Source organism: Tardiphaga sp. 813_E8_N1_3, from assembly GCF_051811025.1.
Lineage (GTDB): Bacteria > Pseudomonadota > Alphaproteobacteria > Rhizobiales > Xanthobacteraceae > Tardiphaga.
This window is the reverse complement of sequence record NZ_JBPWQE010000001.1, coordinates 491,658-510,419: the sequence shown is the minus strand read 5'-3', so window position 1 is coordinate 510,419 and position 18,762 is coordinate 491,658. Positions and strand designations below refer to the sequence as shown.

General features: G+C 56.5%; 16 protein-coding genes. 9 read left to right on the top strand and 7 right to left on the bottom strand.

What is annotated here, in order from left to right; genetic code table 11:
* Positions 1–187: 187 nt before the first annotated feature.
* From AB8A33_RS02410 to AB8A33_RS02395, 4 genes are all read right to left on the bottom strand, one after another.
* Positions 188–919 carry an amino acid ABC transporter ATP-binding protein gene (locus AB8A33_RS02410; protein WP_439095839.1) on the bottom strand — a complete coding sequence of 244 codons (732 nt, stop codon included), beginning with the start codon at positions 917–919 and terminating at the stop codon, positions 188–190.
* A gap of 49 nt (positions 920–968) precedes the next feature.
* Positions 969–1,661, bottom strand: coding sequence for an amino acid ABC transporter permease (locus AB8A33_RS02405; RefSeq protein ID WP_439091283.1), 693 nt, complete (start codon positions 1,659–1,661; stop codon positions 969–971).
* A gap of 3 nt (positions 1,662–1,664) precedes the next feature.
* The gene (locus AB8A33_RS02400) at positions 1,665–2,396 is read right to left on the bottom strand and encodes an amino acid ABC transporter permease (RefSeq protein ID WP_439091282.1); all 732 of its coding nucleotides are present in this window, start codon (positions 2,394–2,396) and stop codon (positions 1,665–1,667) included.
* A gap of 108 nt (positions 2,397–2,504) precedes the next feature.
* Positions 2,505–3,395 carry an amino acid ABC transporter substrate-binding protein gene (locus tag AB8A33_RS02395; protein WP_439095838.1) on the bottom strand — a complete coding sequence of 297 codons (891 nt, stop codon included), beginning with the start codon at positions 3,393–3,395 and terminating at the stop codon, positions 2,505–2,507.
* A gap of 188 nt (positions 3,396–3,583) precedes the next feature.
* On the opposite strand from AB8A33_RS02395, the gene AB8A33_RS02390 reads away from it, so the two are divergent.
* Positions 3,584–5,002: an MFS transporter gene (locus AB8A33_RS02390; RefSeq protein ID WP_439091281.1), complete on the top strand. Its 1,419-nt coding sequence runs from the start codon at positions 3,584–3,586 to the stop codon at positions 5,000–5,002.
* Here the strand turns inward: AB8A33_RS02390 and AB8A33_RS02385 are convergent.
* A complete protein-coding gene (locus AB8A33_RS02385) occupies positions 4,962–5,783 on the bottom strand; it encodes a gamma-glutamyl-gamma-aminobutyrate hydrolase family protein (protein ID WP_439091280.1) in 822 nt (273 codons plus the stop codon). The genes AB8A33_RS02390 and AB8A33_RS02385 overlap by 41 nt on opposite strands.
* A gap of 410 nt (positions 5,784–6,193) precedes the next feature.
* Here AB8A33_RS02385 and AB8A33_RS02380 point away from each other — a divergent pair, with 410 nt between their 5' ends.
* From AB8A33_RS02380 to AB8A33_RS02355, 6 genes are all read left to right on the top strand, one after another.
* Entirely contained in the window at positions 6,194–7,462 is a 1,269-nt protein-coding gene (locus AB8A33_RS02380) for a tyrosine-type recombinase/integrase (protein ID WP_439091279.1), read from the top strand.
* Positions 7,463–7,815: 353 nt separating this feature from the next.
* The gene (locus AB8A33_RS02375; RefSeq protein WP_439091278.1) at positions 7,816–8,031 is read left to right on the top strand and encodes a helix-turn-helix domain-containing protein; all 216 of its coding nucleotides are present in this window, start codon (positions 7,816–7,818) and stop codon (positions 8,029–8,031) included.
* Between the two features lie 474 nt (positions 8,032–8,505).
* The gene (locus AB8A33_RS02370) at positions 8,506–8,916 is read left to right on the top strand and encodes a hypothetical protein (RefSeq protein WP_439091277.1); all 411 of its coding nucleotides are present in this window, start codon (positions 8,506–8,508) and stop codon (positions 8,914–8,916) included.
* Between the two features lie 162 nt (positions 8,917–9,078).
* On the top strand, positions 9,079–10,131 hold the full coding sequence (locus AB8A33_RS02365) for a hypothetical protein (protein WP_439091276.1): 1,053 nt from the start codon (positions 9,079–9,081) through the stop codon (positions 10,129–10,131).
* Positions 10,132–10,329: 198 nt separating this feature from the next.
* Complete coding sequence (locus tag AB8A33_RS02360) at positions 10,330–10,584, top strand: hypothetical protein (protein ID WP_439091275.1); 255 nt, start codon at positions 10,330–10,332, stop codon at positions 10,582–10,584.
* Positions 10,585–10,701: 117 nt separating this feature from the next.
* On the top strand, positions 10,702–13,251 hold the full coding sequence (locus AB8A33_RS02355; RefSeq protein WP_439091274.1) for a bifunctional DNA primase/polymerase: 2,550 nt from the start codon (positions 10,702–10,704) through the stop codon (positions 13,249–13,251).
* A 532-nt stretch (positions 13,252–13,783) separates the two neighbouring features.
* On the opposite strand, the gene AB8A33_RS02350 is transcribed toward AB8A33_RS02355, so the two are convergent.
* Positions 13,784–14,131, bottom strand: a complete 348-nt coding sequence (locus tag AB8A33_RS02350; protein WP_439091273.1) for a hypothetical protein — start codon at positions 14,129–14,131, stop codon at positions 13,784–13,786.
* 260 nt (positions 14,132–14,391) lie between these two features.
* Here AB8A33_RS02350 and AB8A33_RS02345 point away from each other — a divergent pair, with 260 nt between their 5' ends.
* Both AB8A33_RS02345 and AB8A33_RS02340 read left to right on the top strand, forming a co-directional pair.
* Complete coding sequence (locus tag AB8A33_RS02345) at positions 14,392–15,186, top strand: hypothetical protein (protein ID WP_439091272.1); 795 nt, start codon at positions 14,392–14,394, stop codon at positions 15,184–15,186.
* Between the two features lie 102 nt (positions 15,187–15,288).
* Positions 15,289–15,459: a hypothetical protein gene (locus AB8A33_RS02340; protein ID WP_439091271.1), complete on the top strand. Its 171-nt coding sequence runs from the start codon at positions 15,289–15,291 to the stop codon at positions 15,457–15,459.
* Positions 15,460–15,587: 128 nt separating this feature from the next.
* On the opposite strand, the gene AB8A33_RS02335 is transcribed toward AB8A33_RS02340, so the two are convergent.
* A complete protein-coding gene (locus AB8A33_RS02335; RefSeq protein WP_439091270.1) occupies positions 15,588–18,698 on the bottom strand; it encodes an NACHT domain-containing protein in 3,111 nt (1,036 codons plus the stop codon).
* Between the last annotated feature and the right edge of the window lie 64 nt (positions 18,699–18,762).

Below are 18,762 nucleotides of genomic sequence, written 5' to 3'. Positions count from 1 at the left end.
GGCGACACGAGTTGTCCGTGAGGACAAAGACCCGATCGCTCCGGTGGAGTTCAATCAGCGGACCAACAGGCCCTCGCCCTCACGGTTGAAGGATACCACTTCATTTCTGACACATTCGTTAATTGCCCCGTCACGCAGCATTCAAGAACCTGCGTAAACATGAGGCACTCGCACCACGCTGTATGCGTCAGTGCGCGAGGATCTTCGACAGGAAGTGTTGCGCGCGGTCGCTGCGCGGATGACCGAAAAAGTCATCCTTCTGCGCGTCTTCGACGATCTCGCCGGCATCCATGAAGATGACGCGGTTGGCGACCTTCTTGGCAAAGCCCATTTCGTGGGTCACCACCATCATGGTCATGCCTTCCTTGGCGAGCTCGACCATGACATCGAGCACTTCGTTAATCATTTCGGGATCGAGCGCCGACGTCGGTTCGTCGAACAGCATGCAGATCGGATCCATCACCAGCGCGCGCGCGATGGCGACGCGCTGCTGCTGACCGCCGGAGAGCTGGCCGGGATATTTCTGCGCATGTGTGGTCAGGCCGACGCGCTCCAGCATCTTCATCGCCTTGGCTTTCGCGGCATCTTCCGAACGGCCGAGCACGATGGTCTGGCCAAGACAGAGGTTCTCGACAATCTTCAGGTGCGGAAACAGCTCGAAGTGCTGAAACACCATGCCGACGCGTGAGCGCAGCTTCGGCAGGTCCTTCTTCATCGTCGTCACATTCAGTCCGTCAACCATGATGGTGCCCGCCTGCACGGGCTCCAGCGCATTCACGGTCTTGATCAGCGTCGACTTGCCCGATCCCGACGGACCGCAGACGACGACTACCTCGCCTTTCTCGACGGCCGTCGTGCAGTTCTTCAGCACCTGGAACTGCGGATTGTACCACTTGCTGACTTTTTCGATGGTGATCATGGGCATGATGAGCGACCGACAGTTGGAGCAAAGACTGAGAGTGAAGCAGTTAGCGGATGATACTGATGCGCTTCTGCAAGCGCTTCACGAAGAACGAGGCGGTGAAGCAGATCAGGAAATAGACCAGCGCCGCGAACAGATACATTTCGGTGAGACGACCGTCGCGCTGCGCGACCTTGGACGCGGCGCCAAGGAAATCCGTGATCGACAGCACGTAGACCAGTGACGTGTCCTGGAACAGCACGATGGTCTGGGTGAAGATCACCGGCAGCATGTTGCGGAACGCCTGCGGCAGCACGACATGGCGCATCACCTCACGATAATTGAGGCCGATGGCATAGCCGGCCATCACCTGTCCCCGCGGCACCGACTGGATGCCGGCACGCATGATCTCCGAGAAATAGGCAGCCTCGAACAGCGTGAAGGTGACGATTGTCGACGCATAGGCGCCGACCTGCACGGGCTGATCGGAGCGGATGATCCACTGCCCGACATAGGGCATCAGGAAGTAGAACAGGAAGATCACCAGCACGAGCGGCAGCGAGCGCATCAGATTGACGTAGCTCACCGCAAAGCCCGACAGCACGGCACTGGACGACAGTCGCATCATCGCAATCAAGGTGCCAAGGATGAGGCCGAAGACGGTCGCAATCGCCGTCAGCGTGAGGGTGAACACCATGCCCTGCTGAAACAGATAGGGCAGGCTGCGCCAGATGACGTCGTAATCGAAATTGCTGAACATCGCTTATTTCCCCTCGTTGAAGCCGGGGATCGCCAGGCGCTTTTCGATGATGCGCATTCCGATCGTCACGACGGCACTGAGGACGAGGTAGATGGCGGCGGCAGCCGAGAAGGCCTCGAACACCTGGAACGAGAACTCCTGCATGGACCGCGCCCGTGCCGTCAATTCAAGCACACCGATGGTGAGTGCGGGCGCCGTGTTCTTGATGGTATTGAGAAATTCGGAGGTCAGCGGCGGAAAGATGATGCGATAGGCCAGCGGAAGCAGGATATAGCGATAGGTCTGCCAGGTGGTGAGGCCAATGGCCGTGCCGGCCATGCGCTGGCCCTTTGGCAGTGCATTGATTCCGGCGGTGATCTGCGCGGCGACACGCGAGGACATATAGAAGCCAAGCCCGAGCATCGCGGCGATGAACGGCCCGTTGCGCAGTTGCTTGATCCAGATGCCGAGATCGCCGGGCAAAAATTCAGGAACGACGAAGAACCAGATGAACAGCTGTACCAGCAGCGGAATATTGCGGAACATCTCGATATACGCATTGCCGACAAACACCGCCCAGCGCGCAGGCAGAGTCCGCATGATGCCGATCAGAGAGCCCATCACGAACGCGATGAGCCAGGCGCAGAGTGCGAGCAGGATCGTGACCTGAAGGCCGCTCATCAGCGAGCCGAAATAGGTCCCCGTCGCATCAGGCGTCTGGTCCCAGAATATCCCCCAATTCCAGTTATAGTTCACGCATTCACCCCCACGCGCCGTCCCACGCGAAAACCTGGCAACCCAAAAAACTGGCTATCTCGGGCTAAAACCCATGCAATGGCCGGGCCATTGCATGGGCAGATCGTCTTAGTTGGCTGTGTAGGCGTCAGGATCCGGCGAATCCGACGGACTGGCGAACGCCTTCTTCTGTTCGGCTCCCATCGGAACGTTCAGATTGAGGCCCTTCGGCGGGATCTTCTGCATGAACCACTTGTCATAGATCTTGGCGCCTTCCGGGCTCTTGTAGAGCTCGGCGGTGGCGGCATCGACCACCTTCTTGAACGGAGCATCGTCCTTGCGCAGCATGATGCCGTACGGCTCGGCCTTCGAGAAAGCGTCCTTGGAGATCACATAGGCGCTCGGATCGCGCGCACCGGCAGCAAGGCTGGCGAGCAGAATGTCATCCATCACGAAGGCTACAGCGCGATCGGTCTCGACCATCAGGAATGCTTCAGCGTGATCCTTGGCGGGAATGACGTTGATGCCGAGATTGCGGGCGGCATTGGCTTCAGTGAGCTGCTTGATGTTGGTGGTGCCGGAGGTGGAGACCACCGACTTGCCCTTCAGATCGTCGATCTTGTCGAGCTTGGCAGCCTTCTTCGACACGAAACGGCTGGCGGTCAGGAAGTGCGTATTGGTGAACGATACCTGCTTCTGGCGATCAGCATTGTTGGTGGTCGAACCGCATTCGAGATCGACGGTGCCATTGGCAATCAGCGGAATACGGGTGGCCGAGGTGACCGGATTGAGCTTGACCTCGATCTTGTCGTTCTTCAGCTCTTTCTTCACCGCATCGACGATCTTGTAGCAGATGTCCATGGCGAAGCCGACGGGCTTCTGGTTGTCATCGAGATAAGAAAACGGCACCGAGGAATCGCGGAAGCCGATGGTGATGGCGCCGGTGTCCTTGATCTTCTTGAGCGTGCCGGTGAGCTCCTGAGCGCCCGCCTGCGTCGTGCAGACCGCCGTGGCGATCATGGTCCCCAACAGAAAAAATCGTTTCATAGTCCCTCTCCTCAACACAGTCCGATCTCACGCCAAACGACTCTCTTTCCGAGCGCCCGGCACGACCGCCCGGGATGCTTGCACAATCGGGGCCAAAACGGAATTGCCCGATCGGAGGACAACGGTTTGTTCTGAGCTCCCGTTCCCCCTACAACCCGGTCATGAGCAACGCCCTGCATGCGCTTTGTGACACAGGCGCCGCCCGCGCCACGGAAAAGATCGATGATATCAGCCATCCCGGGCTGGTGATCGCCACCACGATCCTGGCCTCCAGCCTGGCCTTTATCGACGGGTCGGTGGTGAATGTCGGACTTCCGGCCATTGCAGCGAGTTTTCAGGCCGATGCCGTCGACCTGCAATGGGTGATCAATGCCTATCTGCTGCCGCTCAGTGCACTTCTTTTGCTCGGCGGTGCAGCAGGCGACCGCTTCGGCCGCCGCAGACTTCTGATCTGGGGCGTTGGTCTGTTTGCGCTGGCCTCGCTGGCCTGCGCTGTGGCGCCCAGCCTGCCTCTGCTGTTGGTCGCGCGGTTTCTGCAGGGTGTCAGCGCGGCGATGCTGATGCCGAACAGTCTGGCGATCCTCGGCCAGACGTTTTCCGGCGAAGCCAAGGGGCGCGCCGTCGGCATCTGGGCCGCCAGCGGCGCTGCTGCAGGCGCACTCGGCCCGCTGTTGGGCGGATGGCTGATCGACATCGGCAGCTGGCATCTCATCTTTCTCATCAATGTGCCGATCGCATTGGCGGCAATGGCGCTTGCCTGGCTAGGCATCCCCCGCGATCGACACGACAGCGACGAGCCGCTCGATAGCCTCGGCGCCATCCTCGCGACTGCGGGACTTGGCCTGACGACCTGGAGTCTCACCGAAGCTACGTCACATGATTGGACGGGTTTCACACCTGGCGCGCTCATCGCAGGCCTCCTGCTCTTGCTCGTTTTCGTGTGGGTGGAAGGCCGCAAAGGCGAACGCGCGATGATGCCGCTTGCACTGTTCGGGTCCGCCAGCTTCGTCGGCCTGACACTGCTGACATTCCTGTTGTACGGCGCACTCGGTGGACTGTTCGTCCTGATGCCTTTTCTCCTGATCGAAGCCGCCGGCTACACGGCGACACAGGCCGGTGCTGCGCTGCTGCCTTTGCCGCTTGTCATCTCCTTGACATCACCGCTCGCTGGTTCGCTCGCGGCCAGAACCGGCCCACGGGTCTTGTTGACGCTTGGGCCCGTCATCGTCTCGTTGGGTTTTCTGCTTGCGCTGCGGATCGGTCCCGACACCAGCTACTGGACCAGCGTCCTTCCCGCCATGATCGTCATCGCCATTGGCATGGCCGGCGCCGTCGCGCCTCTGACCACGGCCGTGCTGATGTCAGTCGACGCGCGTCATACCGGGTCTGCCTCCGGCTTCAACAGCGCTGTCGCACGCACCGGTGGACTTGTCGTCACGGCGCTGATCGGATCGGTGATGGCGGCAAAGGGACCGGCGCTAGTCAGCGCATTTGCAGCAGCGACGGTCGCAGGTGCCGTGCTTTGTGTTGCAGCCGCGCTCAGCGCGTTCCTGCTGATAGCGGCGCGGCCACGGCCGTAAGGGAACGACGTTGCCTGCGAGCGGCCACCGCCTCGCCGAAGGCCTGAAAGAGCGTCCGATTGATCGGATTGATCTGCGGGTCATATTCGGCGTGCCATTGCACACCAAGCGCGAAGCTCGGCGCATCTGCAATGCGGATGGCCTCGATGGTGCCGTCCTCGGCGATGCCCTCGATCACCACCCGCTCACCAGGGATGTCAATGCCCTGACCATGCAGGGAATTGACCGTGATGGTATCGCGGCCCAGCAGGCTGGCGAAGGTACCGTTGCTGGTCAGATGCACCTCATGGCGATCGGCGAACACGACGGCAGGGTCGGGATGGATCTCGCCGCTCTCGAGCCGCGGCATGCGATGATTGATACGGCCGGGAATCTCGCGGATCTCAGGATGCAGCGAACCGCCGAATGCAACGTTCATCTCTTGCAATCCGCGGCAGATACCGAAGATCGGCACCCCGCGCGCGACACAGGCTTCGATCATGGCCAGAGCGACCGCATCGCGGCCATTGTCATAGGGCTCATGACGGATGTGGGCTTCCATGCCGAACCGGGTTGGATGGACATTGGCACGGGCGCCAGTGAGCAGGATGCCATCGACCAGATCGAGCACCTGGCCGATATCGGTGATGTCGGGGGTGCCGGCGAACATCATCGGCAGGGCATTGGCCACTTCCGCGACCGCACGAAGGTTGTTTTCTCCGACCGCCTGGACGGAGAACCTGTTCTCAATGCGATACGCGTTGCCGATCACGCCGATTACCGGCCGGGTCTTCGTTGGCATCAGCTTCCGGTCGAAAAGTGCTGGACCGTTGAGCTATAGCCGAGTCACGGCGTGAACACGACTGGTTCCGAAATAAAACTGTCACCAGACGGAGCATTCGGGAAAGAAACGTCCCCCCGACGCCTAAAAAGGTGCCAATCCGGTAGTTTTCGAAAGTGTGAGGTGCGTTTGGATGGTGGGCGCGACAGGGATCGAAGCGTTTTCTGAGGTGAATACCGATTCAGGACCGCGCGCTCGAACAGCTTGGAATCGTTTAGAGATTTTCGGTCATCCGTCTGATTTACAATGACTTTCTGTCGTACGACATACCGTTAACCCCTTTGCTGAACTCCGTCGAACTCCGCCTTGCTCCGCCCCGATCCAGAGCGCAAGTATGGGTAAAAGTGTGGGCGCGACAGGAGATCAGGAATATGGCCTTAGTTGACGAGGGTGAGAGGACCGCCAAGCCCCGGAAGGCGGCGAGTCGCCTTACTGTTCTGTTCGTCAACTCCGCCAAGACCCCGCCCGGCATGCACAGCGACGGCGGCAATGGCCTCTATTTGGCCGTCCGCGCGTCGGGCTCGCGGTCATGGGTTTTCCGGTATCGGCAACGGGGGACCGGCAAACTTCGGGAGATGGGCTTAGGCAGCGCCGGGCCGCAGGGGGTGCCCCTACAGGACGCCCGCGACCGCGCAGCGGCGTTGAAAGCGGATCTCCGGGCCGACGTCGACCCCCTCGAAGCGAAGCGCGCTATGCCCGTTTTGGAGGCAGCGGCCCCAAAGAAGACCTTTGGCGTGTTCGCCCTCACGGACTGGCTTCCCGCATATGCGAAAGGCTTCAAAAATCCGAGGTCCGAGCGCGAGGTTAGACGGGTGCTGGAACTTCACGCCAAGACCCTGTTCCCCATGGCTCTCGATTCGATCACGAAAACGGACGTGCTGGCGGACCTGACCCCAATCTGGTCAACCAAGCCAAAGACAGCCCGCGAGCTGCGAGCCAAGATCGAGACGATTCTACAGGCGGCGACGCCGGACCATCGGCAGGGCGAGAATCCCGCCCGGTGGCGTGGCAACCTCGAAGCGACCTTCGGCCGGGACAGTAAAGCCAAGCGGAAGCTGCGAATCAGAAAGCACCCTGCCGTGCCCTACGCTGATCTTCCAGCCGTGGTGCGGGCTCTGAGGGCTCGCCACGTCAGCGCCGACACCACGGTCAACCTCGCGTTGGAATTCCTGATTCTGACGGCCGGGCGAACCAACGAAATACGGTCCATGGCCCCGGCCGAAGTCGATTTCGACAAGAGAATCTGGGTTTGCCCAGCGGCTAGAATGAAATCGAGCGAGCCACACACGGTCCCGCTAGCACCGCGAGCAATCGAAATTCTCAAAGCGGTGTTGAAGCCGAACCACCCCTTTGTATTCGAAGGCTTGCAGATCGAAGGCGACGACGAGATTAAACCGCTAGGTCACAATGCGATGGCTCACGCCTTGAAGGCCGTTGCAACCGGCTATACACCGCACGGCCTAAGATCTTCGTTCCGCGATTGGGCGGGAGATGAGACAGAAACACCACGCGAGGTCGTCGAGCATGCCCTCGCCCATACGCTGGGTGACGAATCCGAAAAAGCCTACCGGCGCGGAAAAGCGGTCGAGCGACGCCGCCCGCTCATGGAAGCTTGGGCCGACTTCCTTAGCGATGAGTGACTACTATCAAATCTTGTCGTACGACGCATTAAGCATGGCTATTACGCTTATATTGACGAATTGAAAATTGAGCGTATGACTCTCGTCATGTACGTTGTGCACGGCTTTCTTCAGTCCTCGGTTTATGCAGGATTATCGCAAGTCGTTTAGAACGCGCTGACAGGTGTCTTATGACTTGGGCCTAGGCCCTTAAGACACATCCGACCGCGCCTCTCAACGAGGTGAAAGTGTCAAATAATTAGGGCGTTATGGGCGTCCTGGTTGGGTAGTCGGACCTTCTAAAATGCGCACGGACTATGTGTGCGCGGCCTACTCCTCTAATGCCGCGCTCATGCCCGGCTAAAGGCTAGGCCGTGTCACAGCCCCATACTGATTCCGACTCGGAATCTGTTTACACAATCCCGTTCGCAAAGCGCTCCTTTTCTGTAGCCCAGACAGCCGCGATCCTCAGTGTCTCTGAGTCGACCGTCTTCGAACTACTGAAAAGCCAGCGGCTCAGAAGTTTCAAGGTAGGCCGCGCGCGGCGTGTTAGCGGCGCTGCTATCGACTCCTTTCGGTCTGAGGTCTGACGATGGCTTCATTCTCAGACTCACTACAGGCTACCGAGTGCGAAAATCGCGAAGCCGAACAAGCAGTCAGAAGCCGGACGCAACGCCTGCTTGCTGCCGACGCTGCACCGGCCGATTCTGAAATTGTCGGCCTCGCTGATCGTCAGGCGGTCGCAGTGGCAACAGCATTGCTATTGAGCACGCTCCAACCGCTTGCGCGCGGTGGTGCCCCCGATCTCATTTCGCTTTTTCTGCCCGGACAGAGGCCGGCGCTTCTGGCTTATACGTGCGGCGCTTATCTGGGGGTCTTCCCGTACACGGGCTCATTCGTCTCCGACCCGTTGAATCAGTTAAGGGCTCGCAAAGACCTTCGCTCTGTCCTTGCGCGGTATGCTTGCGGCGACCTTACAGATTGGAATCAAGCGAACACCGCAGCTCGCGCGGCAATGATCCTTAGACGGCTAGTGCCTTCCTCAATCGCGGCGAGGCGGCATCATGGATGACTCATGTTTGAATCAGCGCCTCGCCGCTGAACTGATAGCTATGCCTGCTGATGAGCGGACGGCGCTACTACAATTTGTAGATAGCCAAACTCAGGAGCGCAAGCGGCCGGGTAGGCCGTTGGGGGCCGTGTTGTTAGACGACGCCTGTGAGTTCAAGCTGTACTTTGATCGACGCCGCTACCTGAAGCTTGAAAACCCGCAAGTGACGATGAAGATCGTCGCAATGCATCTCGGCTTTGATCTCTCGGACGAGAGAGTGATGACGAGATTAGCAAGTATAGCCGACAGAAACGATGATCGTGTGAACAAGCGCGCCCGCGCAATGTTTGAGGACCTCTCCGAGGCGGAGAAGACTAATCTCTCAAGTGAGGTGGCTGCCCTTCAGCGGCCGAAGACCCGCTAATGTCAATGGGTCTAATAATCCCCTTCAATTCTTAGACGGCTAATAATTGCGCGCCCTATTATTAGACGTCTAAGAATTCCGAGGGGATTGTTAGACCCTTACGTTTTTGGTGTCGGAGCGTAAATCCCTTTCAGACAAACAGAGCATCTGAAAGGAAAAACCATGCGAAGTATCAAACAGTCTGCACGCGGCAAAGTCCTTCGCGACCTACCCATCGCCATCAGGCAGTCGTACGACAAACTGCCGGAACAGGTGCAGGCGAAAGTTTGCATGCTCCACGCCGATGGCGTGACGTTCAGAAGCGAGCAGCTTTCCCGTTCTGACCAGCGGATGGCAACTATTGAAGCCCGCCGCGAGATTCAAACGTCCATCGCTCGTTTCAACCTAGACCGGGAGCGTGGTTGGGCACCCACGCGCGCCGAACTTGAAGAGCATCAGAAGGACGTCGCTGATGCTAACGAACTGCTTGAAGAGCTCAAAAAGCTCAACGAGCAACCCGACCCGGTACTATCGGACGACTCCATCTGGGAGTTTCTGCAAGGCCATCCAACTACAATCTGGAAACACAAGGCCGCAATATACGAAGGTCCTGCCACCATCGAAGCGCTAACTGAACAGCGCGAGGCAATCGACCGAAAGAAGGCAGAGGGACGCACGGTGCATGGCAAACCCCTTACAGATGAGGAAGGTGTGGCCAAATTATCGGCAAGCATCAAGCGAGTCGCTGCGCAACATTCGACCCAGATAGAACGCGTGCTGGAATATAGGAGGGGGACACGCGGCTATGAGCAGCAGTCGCCAATCTGGACACGTAGCAGTAACGGTCAGGTTACGGCTCCCGAAGTCTTGTCCATAATGTTCGATCTCTTCGGAGATGCCATCGTCACCAAGTATCAATCTCGACTACGGTATCAGACGCGCGGCGGAAAAGCTCTGTCCATCCCAGCGCGACAGAAGCGGCTTGCGACGATTTATGCCCAGCTCCTTGAAATGGAACGAGTTGAAGAGGCCATCTATCTCGCGTGCCTTCGGGCTGGCCTGTCTGTCAGCCGGCGCTTGAATGCCAAACTCCTAGCCGTGCTTGAAATCGAGGAAGATACGGAAGCCAAGAAGCGCACCGTACCGAACGCGGGCGAATCCCGTGGCTCTTTGCAGGTCGCCACAGCGGATGACCCAGACCTTGCAGTTGAAGGCGGCGACTCCGACTTCGGCTAATAGCCGACTCGAATTCGGGTCCCGCTTATCTCCCTAGGTTGTCGGGACCTGATGGCTCTGGTCGTTCGCTCCCTTGCGGACCGGAGTCGAGCCCCAAGGTGTTGTCCGGCACCTTGGGGCTCATTCTCTCAACTGGTCCAGATCGCTTGCCACGTTTTGGATCGCCTATTGAACGGCAAATATCGGAGGGGACTACACATGACTGATGCGACTATGAATCAGGTTCTGATGGATTTCAAACGTGAAAATGGCCATCCGGCTATGCGGGCTCTGCTGTTTGCGGTTGCCGGGGTCCACGCGATTTCCGAGGTTCCCGATGACAAGATTGATGACGTGATCGCAGCCTGCGAGTCAGGCGGTGATTACAAGAAGCCAAAGGCAAAGGCGTCCAAGGCGGACTTCCACGATCCGGGCTTCGTCAATGGCGTCTATGCGAAGTGGAATGGAATCTAGCCAATAGATGCGAAATGATCACGCCCGACGTTGGAGCGCCGGGCGTGAGCAGAGACTTACGTTAGTGGAGTATGGATTATGTCTACATCAAACCGTGCTCCGGCACAACGAACGCTTATGACCCCGTTCGAGGCCGCGCTGCGAAAGCTCCCGCTCGATCAGTATACCCTCATTCCACTTCACAAGCCCTTCGACACCAAAACCAAAAACGGCGTGAAGCGCTCAGTCGGCAAAGCGCCCATCGACAAAAATTGGACGAAAGCCTCTTACGATTCCGAGGCCATCATTGAACGCTGCGTGCGCGAGAAGCGTAATGCAGGCGTCCGCCTCACAAGTGAGCAAATCGTCATCGACATTGATCCGCGCAACGGCGGCGATGTGTCGTACGAACTACTCTTTGCAGAACTGGGTATCGACGAGTCTATATTCCCGCGCGTGGTCACTGGTTCCGGCGGTTTGCATCTGTACTGCCTCAACCCCAAGGGCGTGCCAGTGCTCGACACACTGGGAGAGGACTACCAAGGCGTCGAGTTCAAGAGCAAAGGTCGACAGGTCGTTGCGCCGGGCTCGATACACCCGGATACGATGAAACCCTATGTCTGGGATGACAAATTCCCCAAGCTGGAAGATGCGCCGGAGATACCGCCGCGCCTGCTCAAGCTCATCCGCAAGCCGATGGCCAACAGCCAGACGCGAGGCGGCGGCGGCGAGTATGATCAGCAGCAGATTGCCGCAATGCTGGACCATCTCGACGCGCGCAAGTTCAACGATCAAAAGAAATGGCTCAACATGTTAATGGCGTGCCACCACGCCTCTAAGGGCGATGCGCGCTCTGAGTTCATTGAGTGGTCAATCAGCGATCCTCAGTACCGCAACGACGCTGCTATCATCGGCCGTCGTTGGGACAGCCTCCATCGCGATAAGCTGGGTGGCATCAAGGCCGGTACACTTGAGATGTACATGCGCGATGCAGGCGCTACCAATGCGATCCCCTACAAAGGCGTGAAGGCGATCCCATCCGATGAATGGGCAGACGGCGACGCATCGCTTGCCGAACATATCGAAGGTGACGACGAGTTCGAGGCCGATGCCGCGACAGAAGGCGACTTCGAAGATGACGGCGAGTTCGAGGCCGCGAAGCCCTTCAAGTGGGACATGAACCGACTGTCTGATATGCTGACCTTCGCTGAACGCTCAATGCTGGACGGTGGAGCGCCGCTGTATCAGATGCTCGGAAGACTGGTGCATCCAGTCAGAGCCGACGCGGATTGCGAGGAAGATGCCGTACGACGGAAAGCCGGTTCATTAACTGTGCGCGAATTATCGCCGCCACGGCTGCAGAATTTCATGATCGAGCATGCCTCGTTCTACAGGCCGAAGGTCACGAAGCAAGGCACAAAAAACATCCCTTTTCCTGCGACGGCCCAGTTAGCGCAGCACTACCTTGCGGCTGGTGATACGTGGCGATTGCCCGTGTTAAAAGGCATCGCCGAGTCGCCGACCCTGAGGGCTGACGGCACCGTCATCCAAGACCAAGGTTATGACCCGGAGTCGCGCTTGCTCTTGGATTTCGGCGGGGTGGCCTTCCCTCGCGTAAAGGACCGGCCGACTCGAAGCGAAGCTTTGAAAGCACTTGGCGCCTTGAAAGAGCCCTTTGCCGACTTCCCTTTCGTCACTGAGGATGACGGCTGGGACAGCGCGTCACTGTCGGTCATGCTGGGCGCCGTACTTACTGGCCTTGTCCGGCGCTCATTACCCTCCGCGCCGATGTTTGGTGTATCAGCGCCAACGGCTGGCACAGGCAAGAGCCTTGCAATCGATGTTGTTAGCATGATCGTTCAGGGCAGACCTGCGGCGGCGATGTCTCAGGGAGCGTCGGCCGAAGAGGACGAGAAAAGACTCGGCTCGTCGCTCATACGTGGGGACCAGATGTTGGTCTTGGACAATGTCACCCGGCCAATCGCGGGTGATGCATTGTGCTCTATTCTCACACAACAGTCTTGGACGAGCCGTATCCTTGGCGAGTCCCGGATCGTCGAGTTGAACACGAACGTTCTGTTGATGGCATCGGGGAATCAACTTTCATTCGCCGGAGATATGACCCGTCGAGCACTTCTCTGTAGATTAGATGCTGGCGTCGAGCGGCCGGAGGAGCGGCGTTTCAACGTTGACCTTAAAGAGACAGTCCCTGCGCGACGCGTCGAGCTTGTTGTGGCCGGGCTCACAGTATTGCGGGCTTTCGTTGCTGCTGGTCGTCCGGGTCTTGGTGCTTTGAAGCCTTACGGCTCGTTCGAAGCATGGAGCAACCTCGTTCGCGGTGCCCTCGTTTGGCTCGGAGAGAGCGACCTATGCATCACTACCGATTGGATTCGCGAAGACGATCCCGTGAGGGAATCGCTAGAGCAGCTTTTGCTATCGATCTACTCGACCAGCGAGAATAATTGGTTCGGCGCGGGAGAGCTTATTGAGGAGGCCGAGCGCTCAGTTGACGATAGTGATCGTCGGCTTGATGCGATCACGGCGGCTGTTGGGGCAAAATTCAACAAGATGTCATTCGGCATGTATCTAAAGGCGAACGTGGGCCGCATCGTTTTGGGTATGCGACTTGAGCGAAAGCGCGACGCTCATACTAAGAGTTGGAAATATCGGGTCGTGAAGCTCAGTTGAGCCGGCTTACACTCGCGAGACGCTTTAGGTCTGGTATGCGTCACCAGCCATTGATATTGGCCACAGTGCTACAGACCTGCGGGTAGTGCGGGTATTGGCAGGTGATTTTCAGCCCACCTAGAATCAGAATCTTTTCTATAACACTCCAAAACCACTCTTCTTTATTGAATCAGGAATTACAAAGAAAAATGGTTTTGATTCTAGGTGGGCTGAAAATCACCTGCCAATACCCGCACTACCCGCAACACACTACGGCTTGCAGTCTCACTGAATCTGTCAGCAGTGATAAAAGATAATGCGAAGGATGCTCCGTATTACATGTGCCTGACCGTTGTCGGAGTCCGTTAGAAGAAAGAAATTCTTTCAAGGGCACGGGGCCACCAATCAACGGGTCCCTGTATAGCGATGAAGCTATGAGGGCAAGAACAGGGGCCGATGCGATTTTTTGTATGGATTCCGAAAAATCGCGGTACCTGATTCCTAAGCTGGGCGGGCTACGAGGCGGGCGAGAATTTCTTTCTCATGACTTCAACTACACTTGCAGCAAACCGACCCGTCGCCTGATTTCGTCTCGGACATCCTTGAGCTCGCACTCCACCAAGTAGTGATCAAGAAAATTGGCATCGATAATCGGCGACGACCCACCCACTGACAAGAGTGCCCCAATGACGAAAGCCTGCATTTTGTAAAAGCGAGGCGCATGAAACAAGCCGCGTCCGGTAAGCATTGCGGCGAGCCAGCGAAATAGCTTGTACTTCGCGAACTCTGGAAGCTCCTGGATCATACCGACTTTCTCCGCGATCAGTTTCTCGTAGTGCGCCGCAATCTCGAAATCATCGAGCTTTGCCAGATCGCTGCGCAGATTGACCCCGAAGCGCATCACTGGTTCTCTCGTTGGCCGAACACCCGTTATTGTTGTTTCAGATCTCAGCAGTTAGCAAGCGTCCTGCCCGTCAATACGAGTAATAGGATTAGCCGCCGATTACTCATTGCCTACCATTAGACGGCACTCGCACGTCGTACGACACTAGATTTGAGGACTTTGGCTGCAACGGCAAAATCTAAATGTTGGTTGACCGATTTTGAATCGCGCGGTCTTTGGTATCTCACGACTAGCGCTGTAAATCTGGAGATCTTCACATGCAGTCCACAAATCAGATAATGCCCGGAACTGGTATAGCGGGAATGACATTCGCCCGCCCTATGACGAAGGCAGAGGAGCGCGCGCGTTCGATTCGGACAGCGAAGAAAAAGGCCGCCCGCGCCTCCGCCCTCGCTGCCATGGCCCCCGTTCCGGGTCCGGCCGGCCGCATGGGCGTAGACGGCCCGCGCGGCCCCCGTGGCAAGGCTGGCGCTAACGGCGAGAAAGGTCCGAAGGGCGACCCCGGCAAGCAGGGTGAGCGCGGGCCTAAGGGCGTCGATGGCAAAGACGGCAAGGATGGATCAACGTGGCTTCAGGGGGACCGGGCGCCGACGAGCAAAGACGGCAGCGACGGCGACCAATGGTTCAACACCGCGTCCAGAGACGTCTCGCTCAAGACCAAGGGTAAGTGGAAGGTTACAACCACCCTGCGCGGTCCTCGCGGTCCGAGTGGTCCGACCGGCCCTCGCGGCTCGTCGGGGCGTGACGGCAACCGATTCGACTTGGGCTTCGGCGCGCCGCCCGCAGCGAAGGGCCAGAGCGGTGACATCTGGTTCGATTTGGAAACCGGCGACCTGTACAAGAAGCAACGCGCAGGTTGGGGTCTGTTCTTCAACCTCGGCGCTCGCGCGTACGCGGGCAACGGCGCGCCGACGGAAAACCCCCATGACGCTGACGATATCCTGGAAGGTGACGAGCCGTCGAGCGAGTCGGAGAACGAGAGCGAACCGTCGTCGAGTGATTTCGATTCAGAAAGCGAATCCGAGTCCGAGTTTGTTTCTGAATTCGGTTAGGGGCTTCGTCGCATGGGGACGACGCCGGAGATCAACGCGAGAGGGCGCCGCCGCTCCGGGAGCTCCTAGCGTCCGCTACTCCGACACGACAAGGACGATGCGATGGACGCCGGACCTATCCGCGTCCATATCGAATACGTGCCTCACTTCCTCAATTTTGAAGGGGCCGCCGCCCGGCTGGTCAATGAATTGGCCAGCGCTGAAGGCCATGAACGGGTTGCTCTGCCGCACTTTCCATATAGGCTGTATGCGTGGTGGCAAGCGAATTTCTAGTTCATAAAACATTGCTTCGCCTGAACACGCGTCCCCCGCCGCTTACGCCGATTTGTTGATGTCGATATTCGCACTCTCTTAAAACGAAGTTATGTTTTGCTGAATTGCTTCTTAGTAAGAAGGTACCCTCAATTTAAATCTAACCAACGAGCGTCCAGCTGCGCCAGGAGCATCGATCCTTGATCGCCGTCGTACTGGGGCCTTCTGCCATTCGGCCAAATGTTTGTTTCCCGTCGAAATGCTTCTGCTGCATCCACACTTTTATCACCGATCCATGCCACATACTTTACCCTTCCCCACGACGTTCGCATTGCTAGAAAATCGCGCGCTATCGACGTGCGGTCTGGAGCGAACCGCAATTTCATCTCTTTAAGATCGCGGAAGTCCATGAGGCACTGGAATCCAGCACGACCAATGATGGCCGACATCGCTAGGCAACCCAAGGCCGCGAGGCAAAAAACAACAGTGCTGATCCAGGCGTGGGGGATGCGCGCGACAATCGTCAAAAGTAAGATCATCGTAAAGAGCACTGTCGCCAAGCGACGCGCAACACTAGCTATTGAGCGCGACCAAGCACGCCTCACTGACTGCCAGAAGGTCGGCCGGAAGGGGATAACAATAAAAAGACTGATGAGCGCAATAGAGAAGTGCAGCGTCCATGGCGTGGCGGATAACTGCTTGGTAGACTCCGTCTCTGGCAGGACGCGCACAGCCAAAAACAGAGAAAACATGGCCGAAAAAACGACTGCTTGAGCCGCAAAAATCTTCGGCAACACTGCATAATCTTCGAGCGATCTGCTCGGAAGAAACCCCGAATTTTTCTTTCTCTCTATAACCTCCTTCGATTTCGCCTTGCTTAGAAGGTTAGAAGCTCGAAGCACATCAGAGAATGGTAAAATCAGCGGAATTATCAAAGTAGGAATAGCAATCGTTTGTAGGGTCCGAAGCCACCAGGCATCCTGCGTGATCGCAACCACCCCCACTAAGAGCACCAACCCGGCAAAAGATTTGTAGACGTCGATTAAGTACCAACGCAGCAAGCGCGTGACGGCTCTAAAAGCGTCGCTAATAGCAAGAATTCTTAATTGCCGCCGCGCCTCAATTAACGGTGCAAAACCCTTTCGGTTGACGCAGTGCGCATAAAGCTTGGTCGCCAATGATGGTGACACCCGGTTCAAATAGCGAGCCGCGCCCGCCGCTTCCTCGCTAATCCATCCCGGGTATCGATCAAGCCCTCGAACAATCAGAAATGAGGCTGGCTCGGTTGGCATAAGCGCTAGGGATTCCAGGACCGTTTTCTTTTCAATGTAATCCGAGTCCGCTGCCAGTTTGTCACGGATAATATGTCCCAGCTCAGCTTGATAATCTTTCAAGAAGTAAGGGCGGTTCCGAAAGCCTTCAACAAGAAAACGTAAGGCATGTCTTGCCTTAACAAAAGCTGCCCGATTCAATCCGAGTGACAAGTCTTTCAACTGCGAAGCATGCTTCCATCCGTGCTGGACCATTGCAGCCGCGTCTTCATCGTCAGCAATCTCCGCGTAGAGAACGAGAGCGTCACGCCAGCGAGAGTCATTTTGAATAGCGTCAAATGGAATCTCGGTTCTATTGGAGCGCAAGCGTCTTACTAAGAAGTACTCGTTAAAGCGCCGATGAGAAAATGAGAACGCGCCGGAAACTGGTGCTATTCGCGCCATCCGTGCCTGGGAAAGGAATTGTATGACAGTTGGAAGTTGAGAATGCTGGACTTCGTTACTCAGCTCCGGGTTACCTATCTCTAAGCCAGCTCGTGTGCGCTCGAACATAGCGGCCGCAATATCTTCGCACACCGAATAGATGTCGGCTTCAGAGAGACCATTCATGCCGTAAGCGTCTTTAGCGAGCTTTATGTTCGTATCGATGAACGTCTCAAACATCTCTGCTTGCGAATTGGGAACAGTACCGATTTGATTGAAGTGATTGATTATGAGTTGTAGAAGGAATGGATTACGAGCAATCGATCCAAGGTCATTCCGTTCGGTTAACACCGTCCTGATTAATTCTTGTGAGTTGTTGCTCGCGAGAGTTATCGCCCTGATGATACGGTCGTCAGAAAATGGCTGAATTTCAAAAACAGAGCGCTCCCGGAGCGCTAACTTAGGTTGTCGAAAAAGCCGTGACGAAATAATACCACGTGAATTTTCGCCGCTCAGAACATAAGTGGCAATGCAGTTCGATAAGTCCGAAATAATCCAAGAATTTTCATCGTGATCCAAGACTGCCGGAATCTCGTCAAACGAATCTAAGACGAAGAAGAAATATCCTCCCTCCAGAAGGGCTCGATAGTTGTCAGGGGTCAGAAATGCTTGTGACACGAAATCGAGATTTTGGACTAAATTGTTGTAAACGAAGTCATGGAATTGCTGGACGGTTGGCTTGTTGGTCGCTGACCACTCGACCGAGGTCTTCCATTCTTTAAGATTTATATAAAGCGGAATTCTATCTGCCTCCGCGCTTTCTATTAGTAAATCCCGTGTGAGCTTACGCAACGCAACGCTTTTCCCTGTTCCAGGTTCACCCAGAACGATGAATAGGCGCGTCTTCGGATTGATTCGTAGAGCCCGCAATAAATCAACTACTTTTCGTCGCGAATTTCTTCCCTCTAGAATCTGCACTTCGGCTTCAAGAGAAACGTAGTTAGACTCATTCCATCTCGTCGCAAAGTCTAGATGGTCCAACTTATCTCGCAATGTGCGCTTCAGATTCTGAAGCCTGTCTAAGTTGGTAATATTGGGTAAGAGATCATTGAGTGACGATTGCGGCACCCCCATCGCGCTGCTTGGCGCAAGGCTCCTCAATGCTAAGAATGCTATGAATGTCCAAGCGGCTATTATAATAGCTGACAGATAGTCAAAAGATCGGTCATCACGCAGTATGAAATCAGGGATCGGCCATTCAGCTCGCGTCAGCGCCGCTATCAGCAGAGGCTTCCATAGCCAATCAAGGCTGTGCTGGTATTGAAGAGTAGCAAATAAAAGCACGGTCGAAGCGGAGAGAATGGTAACACGAACGCGGTTATCACTTATGCTCGTGAAGGTGGCTAATCTGAAGCCGAGCCATATCAATAGAACGCATGTCGCCGCGATAAGTGCTCGTACCGGAGCGCTTGAAAAAACAAAGAACAGAACGAGTCCGATTAGAACGATAGTGGCAGAATAGAATGAAAAGAACTGGAAGCGTGCTTTGATGTTATTCTCAGTCAAGTGGCATTTCCCTGGCTTTAGTGTATCCGTGATTGAAACATAGCGATTGGGATGATTAGACCCC

Bases quoted from the DNA above. Each gene is read 5' to 3' on its own strand.
- AB8A33_RS02410 (WP_439095839.1), bottom strand. From the start codon at position 919: ATGATCACCATCGAAAAAGTCAGCAAGTGGTACAATCCGCAGTTCCAG.
- AB8A33_RS02405 (WP_439091283.1), bottom strand. From the start codon at position 1,661: ATGTTCAGCAATTTCGATTACGACGTCATCTGGCGCAGCCTGCCCTAT.
- AB8A33_RS02395 (WP_439095838.1), bottom strand. From the start codon at position 3,395: ATGATCGCCACGGCGGTCTGCACGACGCAGGCGGGCGCTCAGGAGCTC.
- AB8A33_RS02390 (WP_439091281.1), top strand. From the start codon at position 3,584: ATGAGCAACGCCCTGCATGCGCTTTGTGACACAGGCGCCGCCCGCGCC.
- AB8A33_RS02385 (WP_439091280.1), bottom strand. From the start codon at position 5,783: ATGCCAACGAAGACCCGGCCGGTAATCGGCGTGATCGGCAACGCGTAT.
- AB8A33_RS02380 (WP_439091279.1), top strand. From the start codon at position 6,194: ATGGCCTTAGTTGACGAGGGTGAGAGGACCGCCAAGCCCCGGAAGGCG.
- AB8A33_RS02370 (WP_439091277.1), top strand. From the start codon at position 8,506: ATGGATGACTCATGTTTGAATCAGCGCCTCGCCGCTGAACTGATAGCT.
- AB8A33_RS02365 (WP_439091276.1), top strand. From the start codon at position 9,079: ATGCGAAGTATCAAACAGTCTGCACGCGGCAAAGTCCTTCGCGACCTA.
- AB8A33_RS02360 (WP_439091275.1), top strand. From the start codon at position 10,330: ATGACTGATGCGACTATGAATCAGGTTCTGATGGATTTCAAACGTGAA.
- AB8A33_RS02355 (WP_439091274.1), top strand. From the start codon at position 10,702: ATGACCCCGTTCGAGGCCGCGCTGCGAAAGCTCCCGCTCGATCAGTAT.
- AB8A33_RS02350 (WP_439091273.1), bottom strand. From the start codon at position 14,131: ATGCGCTTCGGGGTCAATCTGCGCAGCGATCTGGCAAAGCTCGATGAT.
- AB8A33_RS02345 (WP_439091272.1), top strand. From the start codon at position 14,392: ATGCAGTCCACAAATCAGATAATGCCCGGAACTGGTATAGCGGGAATG.
- AB8A33_RS02340 (WP_439091271.1), top strand. From the start codon at position 15,289: ATGGACGCCGGACCTATCCGCGTCCATATCGAATACGTGCCTCACTTC.